At 65.3% G+C, this 21,011-nt stretch carries 19 protein-coding genes; 12 read left to right on the top strand and 7 right to left on the bottom strand.

Annotation, left to right across the window (positions count from 1 at the left end; translation table 11 throughout):
- Window positions 1–50 precede the first annotated feature (50 nt).
- From LZ586_RS09425 to LZ586_RS09415, 3 genes are all read right to left on the bottom strand, one after another.
- Window positions 51–302 (bottom strand): GlsB/YeaQ/YmgE family stress response membrane protein, encoded by a 252-nt coding sequence (locus LZ586_RS09425; RefSeq protein ID WP_235076049.1) that lies wholly within the window; start codon window positions 300–302, stop codon window positions 51–53.
- A 206-nt stretch (window positions 303–508) separates the two neighbouring features.
- Complete coding sequence (locus LZ586_RS09420; protein WP_235076048.1) at window positions 509–808, bottom strand: DUF1153 domain-containing protein; 300 nt, start codon at window positions 806–808, stop codon at window positions 509–511.
- Window positions 809–912: 104 nt separating this feature from the next.
- Window positions 913–1,092, bottom strand: a complete 180-nt coding sequence (locus tag LZ586_RS09415; protein WP_235076047.1) for a hypothetical protein — start codon at window positions 1,090–1,092, stop codon at window positions 913–915.
- Window positions 1,093–1,299: 207 nt separating this feature from the next.
- On the opposite strand from LZ586_RS09415, the gene mnmA reads away from it, so the two are divergent.
- Window positions 1,300–2,409 carry a tRNA 2-thiouridine(34) synthase MnmA gene (gene mnmA / locus LZ586_RS09410; RefSeq protein ID WP_235076046.1) on the top strand — a complete coding sequence of 370 codons (1,110 nt, stop codon included), beginning with the start codon at window positions 1,300–1,302 and terminating at the stop codon, window positions 2,407–2,409.
- 287 nt (window positions 2,410–2,696) lie between these two features.
- Here mnmA and LZ586_RS09405 read toward each other — a convergent pair whose 3' ends face one another.
- The 3 genes from LZ586_RS09405 to pdxH are packed head-to-tail and all read right to left on the bottom strand — an operon-like array spanning window position 2,697 to window position 5,037.
- Entirely contained in the window at window positions 2,697–3,497 is an 801-nt protein-coding gene (locus LZ586_RS09405) for a PhzF family phenazine biosynthesis protein (RefSeq protein ID WP_235076045.1), read from the bottom strand.
- Window positions 3,497–4,417: a cation diffusion facilitator family transporter gene (locus LZ586_RS09400; RefSeq protein ID WP_413777335.1), complete on the bottom strand. Its 921-nt coding sequence runs from the start codon at window positions 4,415–4,417 to the stop codon at window positions 3,497–3,499. The genes LZ586_RS09405 and LZ586_RS09400 overlap by 1 nt, the downstream gene beginning before the upstream one ends.
- Window positions 4,418–4,461: 44 nt before the next feature.
- Complete coding sequence (gene pdxH / locus LZ586_RS09395; protein WP_235076044.1) at window positions 4,462–5,037, bottom strand: pyridoxamine 5'-phosphate oxidase; 576 nt, start codon at window positions 5,035–5,037, stop codon at window positions 4,462–4,464.
- A gap of 268 nt (window positions 5,038–5,305) precedes the next feature.
- On the opposite strand from pdxH, the gene LZ586_RS09390 reads away from it, so the two are divergent.
- From LZ586_RS09390 to LZ586_RS09380, 3 genes are all read left to right on the top strand, one after another.
- Entirely contained in the window at window positions 5,306–6,235 is a 930-nt protein-coding gene (locus tag LZ586_RS09390; RefSeq protein WP_235076043.1) for a Ku protein, read from the top strand.
- A 5-nt stretch (window positions 6,236–6,240) separates the two neighbouring features.
- Window positions 6,241–8,706 carry a DNA ligase D gene (ligD, locus tag LZ586_RS09385; RefSeq protein WP_235076042.1) on the top strand — a complete coding sequence of 822 codons (2,466 nt, stop codon included), beginning with the start codon at window positions 6,241–6,243 and terminating at the stop codon, window positions 8,704–8,706.
- Between the two features lie 128 nt (window positions 8,707–8,834).
- Window positions 8,835–11,351 carry a response regulator gene (locus LZ586_RS09380; RefSeq protein ID WP_235076041.1) on the top strand — a complete coding sequence of 839 codons (2,517 nt, stop codon included), beginning with the start codon at window positions 8,835–8,837 and terminating at the stop codon, window positions 11,349–11,351.
- Between the two features lie 129 nt (window positions 11,352–11,480).
- Here LZ586_RS09380 and LZ586_RS09375 read toward each other — a convergent pair whose 3' ends face one another.
- On the bottom strand, window positions 11,481–12,449 hold the full coding sequence (locus LZ586_RS09375) for a 2-hydroxyacid dehydrogenase (RefSeq protein ID WP_235076040.1): 969 nt from the start codon (window positions 12,447–12,449) through the stop codon (window positions 11,481–11,483).
- Between the two features lie 202 nt (window positions 12,450–12,651).
- Between LZ586_RS09375 and LZ586_RS09370 the strand changes: the two genes are divergently transcribed.
- The 8 genes from LZ586_RS09370 to aroC all read left to right on the top strand — a co-directional run bounded on the left by LZ586_RS09370 (window position 12,652) and on the right by aroC (window position 21,007).
- Window positions 12,652–13,053, top strand: a complete 402-nt coding sequence (locus LZ586_RS09370; RefSeq protein WP_235076039.1) for a glycine zipper 2TM domain-containing protein — start codon at window positions 12,652–12,654, stop codon at window positions 13,051–13,053.
- 203 nt (window positions 13,054–13,256) lie between these two features.
- Window positions 13,257–15,737 carry a circularly permuted type 2 ATP-grasp protein gene (locus LZ586_RS09365; protein ID WP_235076038.1) on the top strand — a complete coding sequence of 827 codons (2,481 nt, stop codon included), beginning with the start codon at window positions 13,257–13,259 and terminating at the stop codon, window positions 15,735–15,737.
- 6 nt (window positions 15,738–15,743) lie between these two features.
- Window positions 15,744–16,637 (top strand): transglutaminase family protein, encoded by an 894-nt coding sequence (locus tag LZ586_RS09360; RefSeq protein WP_235076037.1) that lies wholly within the window; start codon window positions 15,744–15,746, stop codon window positions 16,635–16,637.
- A gap of 95 nt (window positions 16,638–16,732) precedes the next feature.
- Complete coding sequence (locus tag LZ586_RS09355) at window positions 16,733–17,656, top strand: DnaJ C-terminal domain-containing protein (protein ID WP_235076036.1); 924 nt, start codon at window positions 16,733–16,735, stop codon at window positions 17,654–17,656.
- Window positions 17,657–17,746: 90 nt separating this feature from the next.
- Window positions 17,747–18,619, top strand: a complete 873-nt coding sequence (locus LZ586_RS09350) for a YihY/virulence factor BrkB family protein (protein ID WP_235076035.1) — start codon at window positions 17,747–17,749, stop codon at window positions 18,617–18,619.
- Entirely contained in the window at window positions 18,616–19,419 is an 804-nt protein-coding gene (fabI, locus tag LZ586_RS09345; RefSeq protein WP_235076034.1) for an enoyl-ACP reductase FabI, read from the top strand. The genes LZ586_RS09350 and fabI overlap by 4 nt, the downstream gene beginning before the upstream one ends.
- Complete coding sequence (locus tag LZ586_RS09340) at window positions 19,416–19,943, top strand: GNAT family N-acetyltransferase (protein ID WP_235076033.1); 528 nt, start codon at window positions 19,416–19,418, stop codon at window positions 19,941–19,943. The genes fabI and LZ586_RS09340 overlap by 4 nt, the downstream gene beginning before the upstream one ends.
- A complete protein-coding gene (gene aroC, locus LZ586_RS09335; RefSeq protein ID WP_235076032.1) occupies window positions 19,940–21,007 on the top strand; it encodes a chorismate synthase in 1,068 nt (355 codons plus the stop codon). The genes LZ586_RS09340 and aroC overlap by 4 nt, the downstream gene beginning before the upstream one ends.
- Window positions 21,008–21,011 lie beyond the last annotated feature (4 nt).

Below are 21,011 nucleotides of genomic sequence, written 5' to 3'. Positions count from 1 at the left end.
AAGGGGCCGCCCATCAAGGGCAGCCCCTTTTTTGTTACCAAGTCTCGTGCTTAGCGAACGGAGCCGCGACGAACGAGGTTGACGATCGCGAGGAGGATGATCGCACCCACCAGCGAAGTCAGGAACGTGGTGACGGTGATACCGTCGTTGATGCCGGCGCCGAACAGCAGGCTGGCAATGAACGCGCCGACGATGCCGACGATGACGTTCAGGAAGATGCCCTGCGAAGCATCAGTGCGCATCACGATGCTTGCCAGCCAGCCGACAACGCCGCCGATGACGAGCCAAACAATAAGACCCATGACTAGTCCCTCCGTTGTTAGCCCGGCGGGCCGGGCGATGTAGGGAGAAATCGTCATCACTCATGTTGGTTCCGTCACGAAATTTTGACCGGGGTCGCGGAACCTTCGGATTGTCAACTTGAGAGCGCTGTAAAAGCGGCTCGAAGCGGCGAGATGCGGCCAGAACCAGCCCAACCCAAGCCGGCTGCGGTAACCCTCCCTGGCGCTCAGAACTTCTGCTGGCGCTCGTACAAGGAGCGGTAATGCTGGATGCGCGTCACGCGTAGTCCCGGCATGCCCGAGCGGTCGATCGCCCGCTGCCAGCCAGCGAACTCTTCCACGGTCAGTCCGTAGCGTTCGCAGACTTCATCCACGCTCAGCAATCCGCCATTCACCGCGGCCACGACTTCTGCCTTGCGCCGCACGACCCAGCGGGTGGTGCTGGGCGGGGGCAGCGTATCGAGGGTCAGCGGCTCGCCGAGGGGGCCGATGACCTTTGCGGGACGGATCTTCTGATTTTCAATCATTTCTACTGCCTCTTCGGGGCTTCTGCCCCAGCTACGCAACTCGCATCCCCTAGGTATCCGCCGGTGCTTGAACATCGGCTAAAACGCCTAGGTAAACGCCATCTTCATTCCTCTGGTCGGCCTCTCAGCGCCCAGGCGGCCGTACGGTGGAAACAGCCATGACCCGGCGCCAGCAACGTGTCGGCAGGCGCTGCCCTGCCGATGCGCGCCTGGACCCGTGCCGTAGGGCTTGCCGCCTGGCGTGCCGCCACGCCCACCAGCAGCACCGCCAGTTCGGTCGGCATGGCGGTGACCGCCACATCGCGATCCAGTCTGGCAAAGCTCAGGTCCAAGGCAATTCATTCCCGTGCGACTTCGTGGGATCACCGGCTCTAGCGATCCCGAGTGAAAGCGCGGTAAAGGCGACGCACACGATCGCTTAACTTACGTTGCCATTGGGTTAGGCTGCGCGCGCTGGAACAATCCGGCGGGAAAGCCTATGTGCGTGGACGATGATCCCCGCCGATTTCCAGCTTCCCCAGCCGCTTGCCGCGCGGCGCATCGTCGTCGCCATGTCGGGCGGGGTCGACTCCTCGGTCGTGGCCGCCTTGGCCGCGGCGAGCGGGGCGGAGACGATCGGCGTCACGCTCCAGCTCTATGATCATGGCGAAGCGGTGGGCCGCGCAGGCTCCTGCTGTGCCGGACGCGACATCCGCGATGCTCGCGCCGTCTGCGACAAGCTTGGCATCGCGCACTACGTCTTCGATCATGCGTCGAGCTTCAAGGAGACCGTGATCGACGATTTCGCCGACGAGTATCTCGCTGGCCGCACCCCGATCCCGTGCGTGAAGTGCAACATGGGCCCCAAATTCACCGATCTGTTCGCGCTTGCCCGCGATCTTGGTGCCGATTGCCTGGCGACCGGTCATTATGTCCGCCGGGTCCAGGGCGCGCAGGGTCCCGAACTCCACCGCGCGATCGATCCCGCGCGCGACCAGAGCTACTTCCTGTTCGCCACAACTGCCGCGCAGCTAGATTTCCTGCGCTTTCCTCTCGGCGGCATGCCCAAGGCCCAGGTGCGCGAACTCGCTGCCGAACTGGGCCTGGGCGTCGCGGCCAAGCCTGACAGCCAGGACATCTGCTTCGTTCCCGACCGCGACTATGCCAGCCTGGTCAAGAAGCTGCGGCCGGAGGCCGAAACCAGCGGCGACATCGTCGATGAGAGCGGACGCGTGCTCGGCCAGCATAAGGGGCTGATCCACTTCACCGTCGGCCAGCGCCGCGGGCTCGAGATCGGCGGCGCCGCCGAGCCCTATTACGTGCTTCGCCTCGACGCGCAGTCTCGCCAGGTGATCGTCGGCCCCAAGCGCGCCCTCGCCGTCCGCGCCGCGCGCATCGACAAGGTCAATTGGCTGGCCGGGGATTATCGCGGCGAAATGACCGTCAAGGTCCGCAGCCTCGCCAAGCCAGTGCCTGCCCGCTTCGACGGCGATCGCGTGGTGTTCGAGCTCCCCGAATATGGCGTGGCCCCGGGGCAGGCCGCGGTGCTCTACGCCGGCGACCGCGTCCTCGGCGGCGGCTGGATCCAGCAAACCGAACGCGCCGAACTCGCGCTGGCTTGAAATCCTTCGGGAAAGTCACTCCGCCAAAAGCGGTGAGGGGTAGGCCCCGCCAGCGCCGCCCCATGAGGAGAATACCCCTCCGTCACGCTAGCGCGCGCCACCTCCCCCTCCGGGGGAGGATTGGTCCACACGGGGCGCGCCCAACAAACTCCTCCCCCGGAGGGGAAGGGGGAGGGGGACCAGCGAAGCTGGTGGGGGGGTAGTTTCCACAGGCGATGGGCCATGAGGAGAATACGCCTCGCTCGCGCCAGTCCGCGTCACCTCCCCCTTGCGGGAGGAGGACTGGCTCAGGCGAAAAACCGCCCTTCGATCACGGTCACACAGCGACCGCCCAGCACCACCCGGTTCCCCTCGACCAGACACCCGACATGCCCACCACGCGCGCTCGCCTGAAACGCCGTGAACCGGTTCCGCCCCAGCCGCTTCGCCCAATAAGGTGCGAGCACCGCATGTGCCGATCCGGTCACCGGATCCTCGTCCAGCCCTACCGCCGGCGCGAACACGCGGCTCACCACGTCCACGCCACCGTCGCCCGGTGCGGTCACGATGTTGAGCGTGTTGCCCGTCGCCGCCAGCGCGCGGAAGTCGGGGGTCAGGCCCCGCACGATCTCGGCGCTCTCGACCACGGTCAGATCGTAGCCGCGCGGATGCCACAGCGTCTCGCCCTCGACCCTCAGCGCGTCGAGCAGTCCAGGCACCTCGGCCGGCTCGGGCGGATAAGCCGGCAGCGCCATGGCATAGCCGTCGCCGTCGCCGTCGCGGGCTACCTCCAGCACGCCGGACTGGCGAGTGCGGAACGTCACGCGCTCGCGTGCCGCGTCACTCGACAGCAGATAGTGCCCGCTCGCCAGCGTCGCATGGCCACACAGCTCGACTTCCACCGCCGGGGTGAACCAGCGCAGCTCGAAATCGGCTTCTCCGCTCGCATCGGCGACGAAGAAGGCCGTTTCCGACAAATTGTTTTCCGCCGCGATCCGCTGCAGCACCGCGTCGTCCAGCCAGGCCTCCAGCGGCACCACCGCCGCAGGATTGCCGGTGAACGCCCGATCGGCAAAGGCATCGATCTGGGCAAAGGGCAGGGCAGGCATCAGCGCTTCCGGAACCAGTGTGGCGTTACGTCCTGCTCGACCAGCGGATTGTCGGTATCGACATGACCCTCTGGATCGAGGTGGATCAGCACTTCGGTACGCGGGAAGGCGGCATGCAGCGCGTCCTCCACTTCCTCCACCACATCATGTGCGTCGGCGACGTTCATGTCGCGCGCGACCACCATGTGGAACTGCGCAAAGGCGTGCCCGCCCGATCGCCGCGTGCGGAAATCGTGAATGCCGCGCACTTCGGGATTGCCGATCGCCACTTCGACGAAGCGGGCCCGCTCGTCTTCGGGCCATTCCTTGTCCATCAACTGGTCGATCGCCTCGGCGGACGCCTTGAACGCGCCCCAGCCGAGCCACACCGCGATGACGATGCCGAACACCGCGTCGGCTCCGTTCAGCGCCAGATACCGTTCCAGCACCAGCGCCAGGATCACCGACAGGTTGAGCAGGATGTCGCCCTGATAGTGCAGGCTGTCCGCCTGGATCGCGACCGATCCGGTCTCGGCGATGATCCGCCGCTGGTACGACACCAAGACCAAGGTCGCGGCGATCGCCACGATCGACACCGCAATGCCCAGCCCGGGATCGGACACCGGCGCCTCGCGCTGGAACGACTGGATCGCCCGCCAGCCGATCGCGCCCGCCGATGCCGTCACCAAAGCCACCTGGAACAGCGCCGCCAGCGCTTCGGCCTTGCCATGGCCGAACCGGTGGTCGTGATCTGCCGGAGTCGCCGCCAGCCGCACGCCGTACAACGTCACCAGCGACGCCAGCACGTCCAGGCTCGAATCCGCCAGACTGCCCAGCAGGGCGACCGAATTGGTCTGCCATGCGGCGATCGCCTTGAGGGTCAGCAGCAGGATGGCAGTGGTCGCGCTGGCCACCGCCGCGCGTGCCGTGGTCTCGCTCAGCAGGCTCCGCTTGGGCTTGGGCGCTTCCAGATGAACCGGCGCGTTCACGGAAACAGCAACCCTTCGCTCCAGCCTGCGCCGTCGCGCACGAACAAACGCCGCTCGTGCAGCCGGTGCGCACGGTCCTGCCAGAACTCGATCCGCTCCGGGACTACCCGATATCCGCCCCAATGCGGCGGGCGCGGCACGTCGCCGCCTTCGAACCGCGCCTGTACCTCTACAAAGCGCGCCTCGAAGGTAGCGCGAGCATCCAGCGGCCGCGACTGGTCCGATGCCCATGCCCCCAGTTGCGAGTCGCGCCCACGGCTGGCGAAATAGGCGTCGGACTCCGCATCGCTTGCTTGCGTAACGGCACCCTCGATGCGCACCTGGCGCCGCAGCGACTTCCAGTGGAACAGCAGCGCCGCCCGCGGGCTGGTCGCCAGGTCGGCCGCCTTGCGGCTCTCGCCATTGGTGTAGAACACGAAGCCATCGGCTCCATGCCCCTTCAGCAGCACCATGCGCACCGCAGGCTGCCCGCGCCCGTCCACCGTCGCCAGCGCCATGGCATTCGGATCGTTGGGCTCGCTCGCCTGCGCCTCGGCGAACCAGGCGTCGAACAGGCTGATGGGATCGGTCATGCGAGCCCCTTACACAATCTCCCCCAAAAGGGGGAGGGGCGCACTTCGATCCTCCCCCGCCAGTTTCCCAAATCCTCCCCCGGAGGGGGAGGGGGACCAGCGAAGCTGGTGGAGGGGTAGTGTCCACGGGCGACACGGCTTGTGGCGATTACCCCTCCACCACGCGCCTGCGCCGCGGTTCCCCTCCCCCTTGCGGGGGAGGATTAGTAATGCGGAACGACTCCCTCCCTCGCGCTTTGAATCGGCCTCGCAACGACGGAGAACGGGAATGGCCGCACGCGCCTATTGGCAGGGACAGATCCGGTTGGCGCTGGTCTCCATTCCCGTCGAAATCTATTCCGCCACCAAATCCGGCGCGCAGATCAGCTTCCACCAGATCCACGAACCCAGCGGCAAGCGGATCAAGTACGAAAAGGTCGCCCCCGGCATCGGCGCGGTCGATGTCGACGAGATCGTGAAGGGCTTCGAGGTGGAGAAGGGCGAGTATGTCCTGCTCGAGCAGGACGAGATCGACGCGGTGAAGCTCGAGTCCAAAAAGACTCTGGAGCTCACCCAGTTCGTCGACGCCGACGAGATCGACGTGCTCTATTACGAGAAGCCCTATTTCGTCGTGCCCGCAGACGACCTCGCCGAGGAAGCCTTCATCGTGCTGCGCGAAGCGCTCCGCCGCGCCCGAAAAGTCGGGCTCGGCCAGCTCGCCATGCGGGGCCGCGAATATGTCGTCAGCCTCAAGCCGTGCGGCCGCGGCATGGTGCTGGAGACGCTGCGCTACGCTGACGAGGTCAACAAGGCCCAGGGTTATTTTCGCGACATTCCCGATTCGGAGCCGGATGCCGAACTGCTCGATTTGGCCACCACGCTGATCGACAAGAAGGCGTCGAAGTTCGATCCTCAGGAATTCCACGACCGCTATGTCGACGCGCTCAAGGAACTGATCGAGCGCAAGAAAAAGGCCAAGGGCAAGAAGATCCTGGAGGACGTCGGCGACGAGGCGCCCAGCCGCGGCTCCAACGTGGTCGATCTGATGGCCGCGCTCAAGAAGTCGCTCGAGAAGCCCGGCGCCGCCAAGGACCCGGAGGTCAAGAAGGCGCCGGCCAAGAAGAGCACGCCCAAGGCCGCCAATGACAAGCCTGCGGCCCCGCGTGCGGGCAGCCGCAGCACCGCCGCCAAAAAGGCGCCGGCGCGCAAGCGGGCGTGACGCGGATGGCCAAGCTGGACCCTCTCGCCCGATACAATGCCAAGCGCGACTTCACCAAGACCGCCGAGCCTTCGGGTGCGGTAGCCTCGACCGGCGGCAACCGCTTCATCGTCCAGAAGCACGACGCCACGCGCCTGCACTGGGACTTCCGCCTCGAAGTCGACGGCGTGCTCAAGAGCTGGGCGGTCACCCGCGGGCCGAGCCTCGACCCCGACGAAAAGCGCCTCGCCGTCCGCACCGAAGACCACCCGCTCTCCTACGCCGATTTCGAGGGGACGATCCCCAAGGGCGAATATGGCGGCGGCACGGTCATGCTGTGGGATGATGGTTTCTGGGAGCCGATCGAGGGCAAGTCGGCCAAGGACCTGGAGAAAGGCCATCTCCATTTTCGCCTGGATGGCGAGCGGATGAAGGGCGAGTGGCTGCTGATCCGCCTCAAGCCCCGGGGCAAGGAGAAGAACGAGAACTGGCTGCTGCGCAAGATCAACGACGGCTTTGCCGGTGCGACCGACGTGCTGGTCGAAACCGGCCTGACCAGCGTCCACACCGGGCGCACCATGCAGGAAATCGCCGAGGGCAAGAAGGTCGCCAAGAAGAAGCCGGCTACCCGTGCCGCGCCTGCCGCTCCGTCATCCCCGCGCAAGCGCGCAGCCAGCGTCAAGCTCCCCGATTTCACTGCCCCGCAGCTCGCTACGCTGGTCGACACCGTCCCCACCGGCACCGCCTGGCTGCACGAAGTAAAGTATGACGGATACCGCGCGCTGGTCGCGTCGAACGGTGAATCCGCGCGGATTTACACGCGTTCAGGGCTGGATTGGACGGAAAAATTTCCCGGAATCGCGCAATCCGCCGCCAAATTGCCGTCCGGAACGCTCCTCGACGGCGAAATCGTCGCCTTCAAGGACGGCAAGCCCGACTTCTCGACGCTCCAGGAAGCCATCTCTGCTGGCGGTAACGACCTGACTCTCTTCGCTTTCGACCTGCTGGCAAGTGGCGGCGAGGACGTCACCAAGCTCCCCCAGCTAGAGCGCAAGGAACGTCTCCGCAGCGTCATCGAGAACGTCAACCCGCGTATCCAATTCTCCGAACACATCATCGGCAACGGCGAAAAGTTGTTCGAAACTATGTGTGCCCAAGGATATGAGGGCGTCGTCTCCAAACGCGCCGACGCGCCCTACCGCGGCACCCGCACCAAGTCCTGGCTCAAGATCAAATGTACGCGGCGGCAGGAATTCGTGATCATCGGCTGGACGCCCTCCGCCGCCAAGGGACGCGGCTTCCGCTCGCTGCTGCTCGGGCTAAACGCGCCCGAGGGCCTTCGCTATGCCGGCAAGGTCGGCACCGGCTTCAGCACGGCTACGCTCCACGACCTGCGCGAACGCTTCGACAAGATCGCGACAGACAAGCCCGCCGCTGCTGTACCCAGGGCGGAGGCCCGCGGCGCGCAGTGGATCAAGCCAGAGCTCGTGGCCGAAATCGCCTTTGCCGAATTTACCGCCGAGAATGTCGTCCGCCACGCCAGCTTCCTCGGCCTGCGCGAGGACAAGAAGGCCAGTGAGGTCGTCCCGGAAACACCCACGCCGCTACCCGCAGCGCCGACGCTGCCCGAGACCCACATCAAGATCAGCAATCGCGAGCGCGTGATCTACCCCGAGTCTGGTCTTACCAAGGGCGAACTCGCCGATTATTACCAGGCGATCGCCCCCGCTGCGCTGCGCTGGCTCGCCAACCGGCCGATCAGCCTGGTCCGCTGTCCCCAGGGCCGCGCCAAGCATTGCTTCTTCCAGAAGCACGATGCCGGCAGCTTCGGTGAGGACGTCCACCACGTCGACGTACGCGAGAAGGATGGCTCGGTGCAGCCCTACCTATATCTGGACGATGTCGACGGCATCATGGCCTGCGTCCAGATGGGCACGATCGAATTCCATGGCTGGGGCAGCCTGGTCGCAGACATCGAGAAGCCGGACCGCCTCGTCTTCGATCTCGATCCCGACGAGGGGCTAGACTTCGAGCTCGTGAAGAAGGCGGCGGAAGACCTGAAGGGCCATCTCGCCGATATCGGCCTGACCAGTTGGCCGCTGCTCTCCGGCGGCAAGGGCGTCCATGTCGTCGTGCCCCTCGTGCCGAAAGCCGACTGGCCCGAAGTCCGCTCCTTCGCCGAGCGCTTCGCCCGCGCCCTCGCCCAAGCCGATCCCGATCGCTACACCGCCAACCTCAAAAAGGTCACGCGCAAGGGCAAGATCTTCATCGACTATCTTCGCAATCAGCGCGGCGCCACCGCCGTCCTTCCTTATGTCGCCCGCGCTCGGGAGAATGCGCCAGTTTCCGCGCCCATCACCTGGAGCGAACTGCGGGACCTCGAATCTGCCAAGCGCTTCACCATCCGCGACGCGCCCGAGCTGCTCGAACGCGCCGCCAGCCGTGCGCTCGCCGGCTGGGGCGAAGCCGACCAAACCTTGCCGGACCTTTGAGCCACCGGCCTGCGTGTGACGGTCTACAATCTTCTTGAACTTCAACGTTCTTCCGCGATAGCGAACCACCAAGTACACCCGTGCTCAAACGGGATCCCAGCGCCGCAACTGGAAGATCAACGCTCATTATGCCGCAATCCGTTGATTTCGAAGCCGTATTTTCGCGCTCCGCCAACCCTTATGTTCTGGTGGACCGCCAGTTCACGCTGATCGCGATGAACGACGCATATTGCATCGCGACCGGCCGCGCCCGTGCCGATCTTCTCGGCCGCAATATGTTCGAGGCGTTCCCGAGCGATCCCGGTTCGGAAAGCTACCGTCTGCTTCATGGCTCGCTCAGCCGGGTCGCGGAAAGCGGCGCGCCGGACCACCTCCCGCTCATCCGCTACGATATCCCGCTGGCCGGTGGCCTCGGCTCGGAAGAGCGCTATTGGAGCGCCACCCACACCCCGGTTCCCAACCGTGCGGGTGAAACCGCGTACATCCTTCAGCACACCGTCGACGTCACCGAGCTCCAGCGGCTACGCGCGCTCGCCCGGGATGCCGGCAGCAGCAACAATCTGGTCGAAGCCGGCGTCTTCCAGCGGGCGCAGGCGGTACAGCGGGACAATCTGGCACTCGAACAGGAACGCGCCTTTCTCCGCAGCCTGTTTGTTCAGACCCCCGGCTTCATCGCGGTGCTAAGCGGCCCTGATCATGTCTTCACGCTCGCAAACGACGCATATCACCGTGTCGTCGGCCGCGAAAACGTAGTCGGCCAATCCGTGCGCGAGGCGCTGCCCGAAGTCGTGGAGCAGGGCTTTCTCGATCTGCTTGACCGGGTTTACCAGACCGGCCAGCCCTTTGTCGGGCGAGGGGTGCGCCTGGTGCTCTCCGATGCCGGCTCCCCAGCCGCGGAGCGCTACATCGACTTTATCTATCAGCCGATCCTCGACCCGACGGGGGCGGTGACCGGTATCTTCGTCCAAGGCAACGACGTCACCGAGCAGCACTACGCGACCGAGCAACTGCGTCGCTTGAACGAAACGCTCGAAACGCGGATCGTCACGGAAATCGCCGAACGCCGCCAAGCCGAAGCCGCACTCCAGCAGGCGCAGAAAATGGAGGCGATCGGCAAGCTTACGGGCGGTGTCGCGCACGACTTCAACAATTTGCTCCAGGTCGTCTCAGGGAATCTCCAGCTGCTCGCGAAGGACGTGGCCGGGAACGACCGTGCCGAGCGCCGCGTGACCAACGCGCTCGCTGGGGTCAGCCGCGGCGCCAAGCTTGCCGCCCAGCTGCTCGCCTTCGGTCGTCGCCAGCCGCTCGAGCCCAAGGTCGTGAACATCGGCCGCTTTGTCTACGGGATGGAGGACATGCTCCGCCGGGCCATCGGCGATGCGGTCGAAGTCGAGACCGTCGTGTCGGGCGGCTTGTGGAACACCTTTGTCGATCCGGGCCAGGTCGAGAACGCCTTGCTCAACCTCGCAATCAACGCGCGCGACGCCATGGATGGCCAGGGCAAGCTGACGATCGAAGTCGGCAACGCCCATCTGGATGACAATTATGCCCGTACCCATGCCGAAGTGACGCCAGGCCAATACGTCCTGCTCGCCGTCACCGACACCGGTCAGGGCATCGGCCCTGACATCTTGACCCAGGTGTTCGAGCCGTTCTTCTCCACGAAGCCGGAGGGCAAGGGCACCGGGCTCGGCCTTTCGATGGTCTATGGTTTCGTCAAGCAATCCGGCGGCCATGTGAAGATCTATTCGGAGGTGGGGCAGGGCACGACCGTGAAGCTCTACCTCCCCCGCGCACTCCAGGCCGAAGAAGTCGGCGAACTGGCCGATACTGGCCCGGTGGTCGGTGGCAGCGAGACGATCCTGGTCGCCGAGGACGATGACGAGGTCCGCGCCACCGCAATCGACCTGCTCACTGAACTGGGCTACCGCGTGCTCAAGGCGCGGGACGCGGCTTCCGCGCTCGCCATCGTCGAAAGCGGCGTGGCGATCGACCTGCTCTTCACCGACGTCGTCATGCCTGGAACGCTCAAGAGTCCCGAGCTCGCCCGTATCACCCGCGATCGTTACCCAGACGTCGCCGTCCTGTTCACGTCCGGCTACACCGAGAACTCGATCGTCCATGGCGGGCGTCTGGACGAAGGCGTCGATCTCCTTTCGAAACCCTATACCCGCGAGATGCTGGCACGAAAGGTGCGCTACGTCCTCGCCAACCAGCGTCAGCGCGGCGCGAGCGTATCCGAGCAGAAGCTGGCGCTCTCCAACATGTCCGCGCCCGACGCTGCGCCGGCCCGCCTCAGCATCCTGCTGGTCGAGGACGACACACTGATCCGCGCCAACACCGCCGAACTGCTCCAGCATCTCGGGCACACCGTGGTGGAAGCTGCCAGTGCCGAGGATGCGACGACCGCACTCCAGACCGTGCCGATCGACATCCTGTTCACCGACGTCGAACTTCCCGGCATTTCGGGCTCCGTGCTGGCGACCCGCGCCCGCGAACTGCGCCCCCATGTCGGCGTGATCTTCGCCACCGGCAACGATCATGTCGCCGGGTTGGAGGGCGAGGGCGCGGTGCTGCTGCGCAAACCCTATGACGGCCCCGCTATCGCCGAAGCTCTCACCAAGGCAAGGCGCGTACACGCCTGAACTCTAACTTGACCAGTAACCGACCCGTCCCCCGCGGGGGCGGGAGCCAGCTTCTCGCGAACGCCACTGCGACCGGGCCCGGCCTCCGCCGGGGAGCAGGCTTATTGCAGGTGGATCGAACCCTGGTACCTATCCGGCAAACAGATGCGCGGTCTCCGGCACGCTGGTCACCGGGCGCCCTTCGGCGAACCACTGCACCAGATTATCTACCAGCAACTGCCCCATTGCGGCCCGGGTCTGCACCGATCCCGACCCGATATGCGGCAGCAGCACCAGGTTGGGCAGATCGAGCAGCGCCTGCGGCACGCGGGGCTCGTCGGCATAGACGTCCAGCCCTGCGGACAGGATCGTCCCCGACTGCAACGCCGCGATCAGCGCCGCTTCGTCGACTACGCTTCCGCGTGCGACGTTGATCAGGATGCCCTGGGGACCCAGCGCCGCCAGCACCTCGGCATCAATCAGGTTCCGCGTTCCAGCGCCACCCGGCACGATCGCGATCAGCACGTCGGACGCTTCCGTCAGGCCGACCAATGTCGGATGATAGTCGAACAGCACGTCTTCCTGCTTGGACCGACCGTGATAGGCGACCGCGACGTCGAACCCTTCCAGTCGGCGGGCCACTGCCTTGCCGATATTACCCAGCCCGACGATACCGATCCGGCGTCCGCGCAGCGTCGGCGACAGCGGAAATGCCCCCTTCAGCCACTGCCCCTCACGTAGAAAGCGCTCGGCCTGCGGTATCTGTCGCACCGTGGCGAGCAGCAAGCCAATGGTCAGGTCGGCGACTTCCTCATCCAGAACGCCTGGGGTGTTTGTGACCACCACGCCCCGCGCCGCGGCGGCGGCAGCATCGACATTGTCATACCCGACCCCGAAGCTTGCGACGATCTCCAGCGCGGGCAGCTGCGCCAGAAACGCATCGTCGATTCGGCCGTGATAGGTGCTCGTCGCGGCGCCTCTAATATGCGGGCCCACACTGTCGAGAAATGCGTGCCTATCGGGTTGTTCCCATAGCCGGTGGGTCGTGAACGCTGATTCCAGCGCGTCCATCACCGACGGGAGCAGCGGGGCGGTGATCAATATCTCGGTTGAATTCATCTGAAACCCTTTAGCGCGCATATTGCCCGTTCGTCAGGGTGCCTCACGCTTTTCGCGTGGAAGCTCGGCAGTCTCCGGACGATCTATTCCCACGCTGCGGAACCCTAACCCAGTCAACTCCGTTCCTCAGACCTCGGACATATGTCCGCCTGGTGCTGCGGCCTGCCCCCCTGCCGTGCGCCGTCCTGAGGGAGTTCAGTATATGAAGAAGTTTCTGGCCGCATTCGTAATGGCATCTATGGCCGTGCCGGCGATGGCAGCTCCGGCCGACGCTCAGTCGAATCGTGAATATCGTTCGCAGAGCAACAACCGTGATTATCGCTGGCGCGACAACGACCGCAACTGGGAGCCGACGCGCAGCTACCGTGAAGGCCGCCGCGACCGCGAACGCCGCCTTGGCCGCAACGACCGCATCTACAAGGGCCGTGACGGCCGCGCCTATTGCCGCCGTAACGACGGCACCACTGGTCTGGTGATCGGCGGCATCGGCGGCGGCGTGCTCGGCAACCTGGTCGGCGGCGGCACGCTCGGTACGCTGCTCGGCGCCGGCGGCGGTGCGCTCCTCGGTCGCGAAGTCGATCGCGGCAACGTTCGCTGCCGCTAAGCTAAGTAAAGATCCAATCGCCCTCTCCCGCTTGTGGGAGAGGGCTCTTTCCGTGGGTGCCGCCATCAGCGGCTACGCAAGCGGCCGATGAACTTGTGATGCTTGTCGGCATGTAAGCCGCGCTCCTTCGCGCCGATCCCTTGTTGCCAGCCCACCTGCTTTCCCGCATCACGCACGTACTCAGCCCATTTGGGGAAGCGTTCTTGGCCAGCCGTGCCGCGCCTTTGTTCGACGCTGCGACCATCGCCGATCGCTGGATGGCCGATTATTGCGCCCGTGCCGCGACGGGCGACGTACTGTGCTCTAAAGGTCAGGACGCTGCATGGACGGCGCTGTTCGAAGAACTGGCGACGATCGGCGGTGACGACTGGGGCTTGGTACGCGAACGCGCCCGGCGTCATGCTGACGATATCGGGACCGGCTTTCGCGTCGTAGGTGAGGGCGAGGAACGTCCCTGGCCGCTCTCCCCCGTACCGCTCCTCTTGGAAAAGGCCGAATGGCAGGACATCGTCGCTGGCGTTGTGCAGCGCGCGGACCTGCTCGAGGCGGTGCTTGCCGACCTTTACGGCCCCGGCGATCTCGTCGGCGAGGGGCATGTCCCCGCCATGCTGGTCACCGGCAGCCCTTATTTCCTCCGGCCGCTGGACCGGCTGGAGCCGCCGGGAGGGCGGCACCTCCATTTCGTCGCCTTCGATCTTTGCCGTGGCCCCAGTGGCGAATGGCGGGTCCTCGCCGATCATCTCCGCGCACCGGCCGGCGCCGGCTTCGCACTTGAGAACCGCCTGGCGATGTCACGGACCGTCGGCGGGCTCCAATCGCGCCTCAATATCGAGCGCCATGCGCCCTTCTTTGCCGCGTTCCGCGACGGGCTCGCCGCGCGCTGCCGCCGCGTCGACCCGCGGATCGCGCTGCTAACGCCGGGCCGGCTCAATCCGAGCTATGCCGAACAGGCGCACCTCGCGCGTTATCTCGGCTTTCTGCTGGTCGAAGGGCCGGATCTCGTTGTGCTCGACGACCAGCTCTATGTCCGCACGATCGCCGGGCTCAAGCGTATCGACGCGCTGTGGCACCGCCTGGATCCGCGGCTGCTCGATCCGCTCGCCCTCGACTCGCATTCGACCATCGGCGTGGCGGGTCTCGTCGACGCGATGGCGGCCGGAAACGTCGTCGTCGCCAACGCTCCCGGGGCGGCCCTGCTGGAAGCTCCCGCCTTCGCTGCCTTCCTGCCCTCGCTGGCGGAACGCCTGCTAGGCGAACCGCTTTCACTACCGAACATCGCCACGTGGTGGTGCGGCGGCGATGCGGAACGCGGGTATGTCGCCGATCATCTCGACGAGTTGGTCATTGGACCCGCATTCGGTCCAGCGCCGCTCGGCTTGCCCGGCGACAAGCCGGTTCTCGGCGCATCGCTGAGCGTCGTTCAGCGTGCCGCGCTGCTCGACGATCTCACGCGCCGTCCGCAGGACTATGTCGGCCAGGAAGCCGTCCAACTCTCGACGATGCCAGTGCCCGATCACGGCGACCTGGTGTCACGTCCTTTCACGCTGCGGGTCTTCGCCGCCCGAGGTGCCGATGGCGGCTGGTCGGTGCTTCCCGGCGGCTTCGCCCGGATCGGCATGCACGAGGATGTCCGCGCCGCAGCGATGGGGGAGGGCAGTTTGTCGGCCGATGTCTGCGTCCACGGTCCTGATCCGGTCGCGCCGGTTTCGCTGCTGCCGGCGCAGGAGGGCGTACGCCTCCGTCGGAATCCAGGCACATTGCCGTCGCGCGTTGCCGACAACCTCTTCTGGCTCGGCCGCTATCTGGAACGCGGAGAGGCGCTGCTCGGCGTGTTGCGCGTGCTGCTCGGCCACTCGATCAGCGCGGACACCGGGGCGGCGCTTTCAGCCGATACCGTCGAACGGCTCGCCCGTCTCGTCGTTGCCGCCGATGCAGCGCCCGCGCCCAAGGGCCTGCGCCGCGCGGACCTGACGCAGCTCGTGCGCACGGCGATGGAAGCCGAGGACCGCTGGCACAGCGTCCGCAAGATCAACACGCAGGCCCGTTTCATCGGCCAGGTGTCCCGCGATCGGCTCTCGGCAGACATGATCCGCTTGCTCGATGCGCCTTTTCCGGAACGTGGCGTGCTGCTCGATCGGGCCGGCTCGCTTCAGCGTCGCTATTCGGCGCTCGCAGGACTCGCCGCCGAGCATATGGCACGCACCGATTCCTGGCGCTTCCACGACCTCGGCCGGCGGGTCGAGCGGGCGTCGGCGATGCTTCGTTTCCTCCGCGCGTTCGGTGGCAAGGATGCGACCGCGGACGATCTCTCGACCTTGTTGGACCTCGCCGACAGCCAGATCAGCTATCGCCAGCGCTACCTGGCCGGCATCGCCCGGGCGGCGGTGGTGGATCTGGTCGCCCTCGACCCCGGCAATCCGCGTGGCGTCGCTTTCCAGGTAGCGGCGATCTCGGCGCATTTGAACACGCTTCCAGTGCTGTCGGACGATGGGTTGGCCGAGCCGCAACAGGAACTGGCCAGGTCACTCGCAGCCAGCTTCGTCACGACAAAGGTCAATGTGTTCGACGCGCCTGTCATTGATTCGTTGTTGCTGCGGCTGGGTGAACTTTCCGAAGCGATATCAAAGCGATATTTTCTGCAAGGCCCAGAGCCGCTGCGGTCAGCTTCACTGATTTGGGTGTAGATCGGGATGCTCTACCAAATTTGCCACGTCACTCGGTTTCAATATGCCCGACCGGTCGCGTTCGCCCGAAACAACCTGCGCCTCAAGCCCATCCTCTGGTCGGGTCAGCAGGTCGAGGACTACCAACTCCTGATCGACCCGCAGGCCCGAACCTATCCCGCCCGCGCCGAGGCCGGTCTCGCCAATGTGGTCCGTCTCGTACTCGACGCGCCTTCCGATTCCCTGACGATCGAAAGCCGTGCCCGCGTGCGGGTCGAGCGCCCGATCCCGATCCCGCGCCCCGACGATCCCAGCCTGGAGCAGATCGCCGCTTGGGCTCGTGCGAGCCACGATGCGTCGCCCGCCAGCCCGGCGGCCTATCTGTTCCCGTCGCCCCTCATCGCGCTCGACCGGGACATAGCCGCCTGGTGTGCGCCCGATCTTTCCCCGAGCCGCGGGATACTCGAAGCCGCGATGGCCCTGGCACACCGGATCCAGCGCGAGTTCGCCTTTGACCCCCATGCCACGCTGGTCGACACTTCTCCCAGTGAAGCTTTTTCCAAGCGCGGCGGTGTCTGCCAGGACTTCGCTCAGATCATGATCGCCGGCCTGCGCGCAGCCGGTCTTCCCGCCGCCTATGTCTCTGGGTATCTTCGCACCTTGCCCCCTCCGGGTCAGCCCCGCCTTGTTGGTGCCGACGCTACGCATGCCTGGGTCCTGGTCTGGGGTGGCCCGCAACTCGGCTGGGTGGGGGTCGATCCGACAAACGGTATCTGGATGGCCGAGGACCATGTCGTCGTCGCCATCGGCCGGGACTATGCCGACATCGCGCCGATCGACGGCATCGTGCTGGGCGCCGGCGCGCAGAAGATGAGCGTGTCGGTGGACGTGGAGCCGCTCGAAAAGGCGGTCGCCGCTTGACGAGCCTTGCGTAACGCGCCGCGCGCGACAATCTTCCATTCAAACCATCCGCCTCTAAGAGCGGATATGCATTCGTTTGTCCGACGGGGAATTTAGTGGCCGATCCTTACGCAACTCTGGGCGTGGCGCGAGGCGCGAGCGAAGCCGACATCAAGAAGGCGTATCGCAAGCTCGCCAAGGAACTTCATCCCGACCGCAACAAGGACAATCCCCAGGCTTCGGAGCGGTTCAGCAGCGTGACCCACGCCTATGACCTGCTCACTGACAAGGACAAGCGAGCCCGGTTCGATCGCGGTGAGATCGATGGCGATGGTAATCCGACCTCGCCGTTCGGCTATGGCGGCGGTGGCGCACCGCAGGGCGGCTTCCAGGCCGACTTCAACGGCGAAGGCGGCGACTTCAGCGACATCTTCGACGGGTTGTTCGGCGGCGGCGCGCGCCGTGGCAGTGGAAGCGGCTTCAGCGGCGGCTTTGGCGGCTTCGGCCGCCGCGCGGCGCCGAAAGGGGCGAATGTTGCCTATCGCCTGGCCGTCACCTTCGAAGATGCGGCCAAGCTCAGCCCGCAGCGCATCACGCTACGCGATGGCAAGACGATCGATCTGAAATTGCCTGCAGGGGTTGAAAGCGGAACCCAGATGCGCCTTGGCGGCAAGGGCGAAGAGGGGCCAGGCGGACCCGGCGACGCGATCGTCACTATCGAAGTCCAGCCGCACCGCTTCTACACCCGTATCGAGGACGACATCCGCCTCGATCTTCCGATCAGCCTGTCCGAGGCTGTGCTCGGCGCCGAAGTGCGCGTGCCCACTCCCGACGGCCCAGTGATGCTTCGGGTGCCGAAGGGGTCGACGTCGGGCAAGACGCTGCGCCTCAAGGGGCGTGGCTTTCACAAGAAGGGCGGCGGACGTGGCGACCTGCTGGTGACGCTCATGGTCGATCTGCCGGTCGATGACGACGCGCTGATCGAGTTCGCGCAAGGTTGGCAAGATAAGGGGAACCCGCGGGGTCGCATGGGCGTCTGAGCCCATGTGATAGAACAGGGGATATCGCCGGAATCGCCGGAAGCACGTCGGCGAGGGCTCGGCAGCACGCTGCATGGACGACTCAGTCAGATGGGTCTGTCGGAGCGCTTCTTCGTCGTGCTTAAGCGCGTGGCGGTTGGAACCTACACCGACGGGTTCACCTACGCGGGCAACCTCGCCTATCTGTCGCTGGTCACGCTGTTTCCCTTCTTCATCGTGGCGGCCGCGATCGCGCAATTGGTCGGCCGCAGCAGCGAAGGCATACGGACACTCGAGGTGTTCCTGCAGACCGTGCCTCCCGATGTCGCGGACGTGCTGCGCAAACCGGTCTCGGACGTGCTTCAGGCGCGGACTGGCAACCTGCTTTGGTTCGGCGGCCTTGTCGGACTGTGGACGACCGCCGGCTTTATCGAGACGCTGCGCGGGATCCTCCGCTCGGCGTACGGAACGCAGTCGAGCACGCCCTTCTGGCGCTATCGCCTGGGGGCAGTCGGAATGATCGTCGCGGCGGTGATGCTCGCAATGGCGGCGCTCAGTCTCCAGGTCATTCTCAGCGCAGCGGAGCAGTTTCTCTACAAGATCCTGCCGCTTGCGACCGATGCGCAGAAGCTCGTATCGCTTTCGCGCTACGCGCCCTCCCTTGCATTGTTCGGTGCGCTGTACCTGCTATTCTACTCGCTTACGCCCCATCGATACCGCAAGCGTAGCTTTCCGAAATGGCCGGGGCCCGCGTTCGTCACGATCTGGTGGCTGGCGACCACCTGGGCTTTGCCGCTCAGCCTCTCCACCCTTGGCGGATATGACCTGACTTACGGCAGCTTGGCTGGCGTGATGATCGCGCTCATCTTCTTCTACATAATCGGTCTGGGCGTGGTGATTGGCGCCGAACTGAACGCGGCTCTGGCGGAAGTGCCCCCCGACAAGCTAGGGGAAGCTCCTGAGAAGGAGGAAGTGGCGTCGTGACAGGATTGATGCAGGGTAAGCGCGGGCTGATCATGGGGCTCGCCAACGATCGTTCGCTCGCTTGGGGCATCGCGCAGAAGCTGCATGAACAAGGCGCAGAACTCGCGTTCAGCTATCAGGGCGATTCGCTTGAAAAGCGCGTGCGTCCGCTGGCAGAGCAGCTGGGCAGCGACTTCCTGATCGATTGCGATGTCGCCGATATGGGGGCGCTGGATGCTGCGTTCGAGACGTTGGCGGCACGCTGGCCGACGATCGACTTCGTCGTGCACGCCATCGGCTTCTCCGACAAGAACGAGTTGCGCGGCGGCTATGTCGACACCAGCCTCGACAACTTCCTCATGACGATGAACATCAGCGTCTATTCGTTCGTGGCGGTGGCAAACCGCGCGTCGAAGATGATGCCGAACGGCGGCAGCCTGTTGACGCTGAGCTATTACGGCGCGGAAAAGGTGATCCCGCACTACAATGTGATGGGTGTCGCCAAGGCCGCTCTGGAAACGAGCGTCCAGTATCTCGCGGTCGATCTCGGTCGCGACAAGATCCGCGTCAATGCGATCTCGGCCGGCCCGATCAAGACGCTGGCGGCGAGCGGGATCGGCGATTTCCGCCTGATCCTCAAGTGGAACGAACTAAATTCGCCGCTCAAGCGCAACGTCACGATCGAAGATGTCGGCGGCGCGGGCCTGTATCTGCTCAGCGATTTGTCGAGCGGCGTCACCGGCGAGACCCACCATGTCGATGCGGGTTACAACGTCATCGGCATGAAGGCCGAAGACGCCCCCGACATCGCACTCGCGTGAGCATCGCGATCCGCCCGGCGACGGGCGGCGATGTGGCGGCGATCGATGCGCTACTGCGCCAGGTCTTCTCAAAGGCCGAGGAAGCGGTCTTCGTCCAGCGCCTGTGCGTGGACGGCGACATGGTGCTCATGCTCGTCGCCGATGACGAGGAAAGCGGCGCATTGACTGGCGCAGTGGTCTTTAGCCGGATGGGCGCCGATATCGATGGCAAGCCGATCGCCGCGGTCGCGCTGGCACCGCTTGCCGTGGCAGCCGAGTATCGCGACCAAGGCATTGGCGAGGCCTTGGTACAGGCCGGCCTTTCACAATTGAAGGCGGCGGGAGCCATGCTCTGCTTCGTCTTAGGAGAGCCGGGCTTCTATGAGCGGTTCGGCTTCTCGGCCGATTGGGCGCGCGGATTTGCCTCTCCTTATGCCGGTGACTATTTGATGGCGCTGCCGTTGCAGGACGGTGCCATGCCGTGCGGCGAGCGCGGTGCAGCGACGCATGCCGCGGCGTTCGAGCAACTGAGCGGGGACTGGTGAGCTACAACAGCTTTGGACGGGTATTCCGTTTCACCACCTGGGGCGAGAGCCACGGGCCGGCGCTGGGCGCCGTGATCGATGGCTGCCCGCCTGGGCTGCACTTGTCCGAAGCCGACATCCAGCCGTTTCTCGATAAGCGCCGCCCCGGTCAGTCCCGCTTCACCACCCAACGTCAGGAGCCGGATGAGGTTCGTATCCTTTCGGGCGTGTTCGAAGGGCGTACGACCGGAACGCCGATCAGTCTGCTGATCGAGAATGTCGACCAGCGCTCAAAGGATTATTCGGAAGTCGCGCGGGCGTATCGGCCGGGCCATGCTGACTATGCCTACGACCAGAAGTACGGCTTCCGCGACCATCGCGGCGGCGGCCGTTCGTCCGCCCGCGAGACCGCGGCTCGCGTAGCGGCTGGGACAGTTGGGCGGCTTGTGATCCCGGAGGTGCGCATCCGCGCCTGGGTCGAATCGATCGGCGGCGACTCCATCGATCCTTCTGCCTTCGATGCGGACGAGATCGACCGAAACCCGTTCTTCTGTCCCGATGCGCAGGCGGCTAAGCGTTGGGAAACGCTGATTGATGGCGCGCGTAAGGCGGGATCGTCGCTCGGAGCTGTCATAACGTGCGAAGCCACTGGCGTTCCCGCGGGCTGGGGGGCGCCATTGTACGCGAAGCTCGACAGTGAGCTGGCTGCCGCTTGCATGTCGATCAACGCCGTGAAGGGCGTTGAGATCGGCGACGGGTTCGCTGCCGCCGCCTTGACCGGCGAACAGAATGCCGACGCGATGCGTCCCGGAAATGACGGCCCTGAGTTCCTCGCGAACCACGCCGGGGGCATCGCTGGCGGCATCTCGACCGGCCAGCCTGTGCTGGTGCGGGTGGCCTTCAAGCCCACCAGTTCGATCCTGACGCCTGTTCCGACGATCGACCGCGCGGGGGCGGCAACCGAGATCGTGACGAAGGGGCGGCATGACCCTTGTGTCGGTATTCGCGGTGCACCCGTGGTGGAGGCCATGATGGCGTTGGTGCTGGCGGATCAGAAGCTGTTGCACCGCGCCCAGGTCGGTTGATATC

Origin of the sequence: Sphingomonas sp. S2-65 (assembly GCF_021513175.1) — a bacterium.
Classification (GTDB): Bacteria; Pseudomonadota; Alphaproteobacteria; order Sphingomonadales; family Sphingomonadaceae; genus Sphingomonas.
The sequence above is the reverse complement of the archived record's forward strand: the minus strand, read 5'-3'. Positions and strand labels throughout refer to the sequence as shown.

What these genes read in the sequence shown, in the direction of transcription:
- LZ586_RS09425 (WP_235076049.1), bottom strand. Translation starts at nt 302, where the DNA reads ATGGGTCTTATTGTTTGGCTCGTCATCGGCGGCGTTGTCGGCTGGCTG.
- LZ586_RS09420 (WP_235076048.1), bottom strand. Translation starts at nt 808, where the DNA reads ATGATTGAAAATCAGAAGATCCGTCCCGCAAAGGTCATCGGCCCCCTC.
- LZ586_RS09415 (WP_235076047.1), bottom strand. Translation starts at nt 1,092, where the DNA reads ATGCCGACCGAACTGGCGGTGCTGCTGGTGGGCGTGGCGGCACGCCAG.
- mnmA (WP_235076046.1), top strand. Translation starts at nt 1,300, where the DNA reads ATGATCCCCGCCGATTTCCAGCTTCCCCAGCCGCTTGCCGCGCGGCGC.
- LZ586_RS09405 (WP_235076045.1), bottom strand. Translation starts at nt 3,497, where the DNA reads ATGCCTGCCCTGCCCTTTGCCCAGATCGATGCCTTTGCCGATCGGGCG.
- pdxH (WP_235076044.1), bottom strand. Translation starts at nt 5,037, where the DNA reads ATGACCGATCCCATCAGCCTGTTCGACGCCTGGTTCGCCGAGGCGCAG.
- LZ586_RS09390 (WP_235076043.1), top strand. Translation starts at nt 5,306, where the DNA reads ATGGCCGCACGCGCCTATTGGCAGGGACAGATCCGGTTGGCGCTGGTC.
- ligD (WP_235076042.1), top strand. Translation starts at nt 6,241, where the DNA reads ATGGCCAAGCTGGACCCTCTCGCCCGATACAATGCCAAGCGCGACTTC.
- LZ586_RS09380 (WP_235076041.1), top strand. Translation starts at nt 8,835, where the DNA reads ATGCCGCAATCCGTTGATTTCGAAGCCGTATTTTCGCGCTCCGCCAAC.
- LZ586_RS09375 (WP_235076040.1), bottom strand. Translation starts at nt 12,449, where the DNA reads ATGAATTCAACCGAGATATTGATCACCGCCCCGCTGCTCCCGTCGGTG.
- LZ586_RS09370 (WP_235076039.1), top strand. Translation starts at nt 12,652, where the DNA reads ATGAAGAAGTTTCTGGCCGCATTCGTAATGGCATCTATGGCCGTGCCG.
- LZ586_RS09360 (WP_235076037.1), top strand. Translation starts at nt 15,744, where the DNA reads ATGCTCTACCAAATTTGCCACGTCACTCGGTTTCAATATGCCCGACCG.
- LZ586_RS09350 (WP_235076035.1), top strand. Translation starts at nt 17,747, where the DNA reads ATGGGTCTGTCGGAGCGCTTCTTCGTCGTGCTTAAGCGCGTGGCGGTT.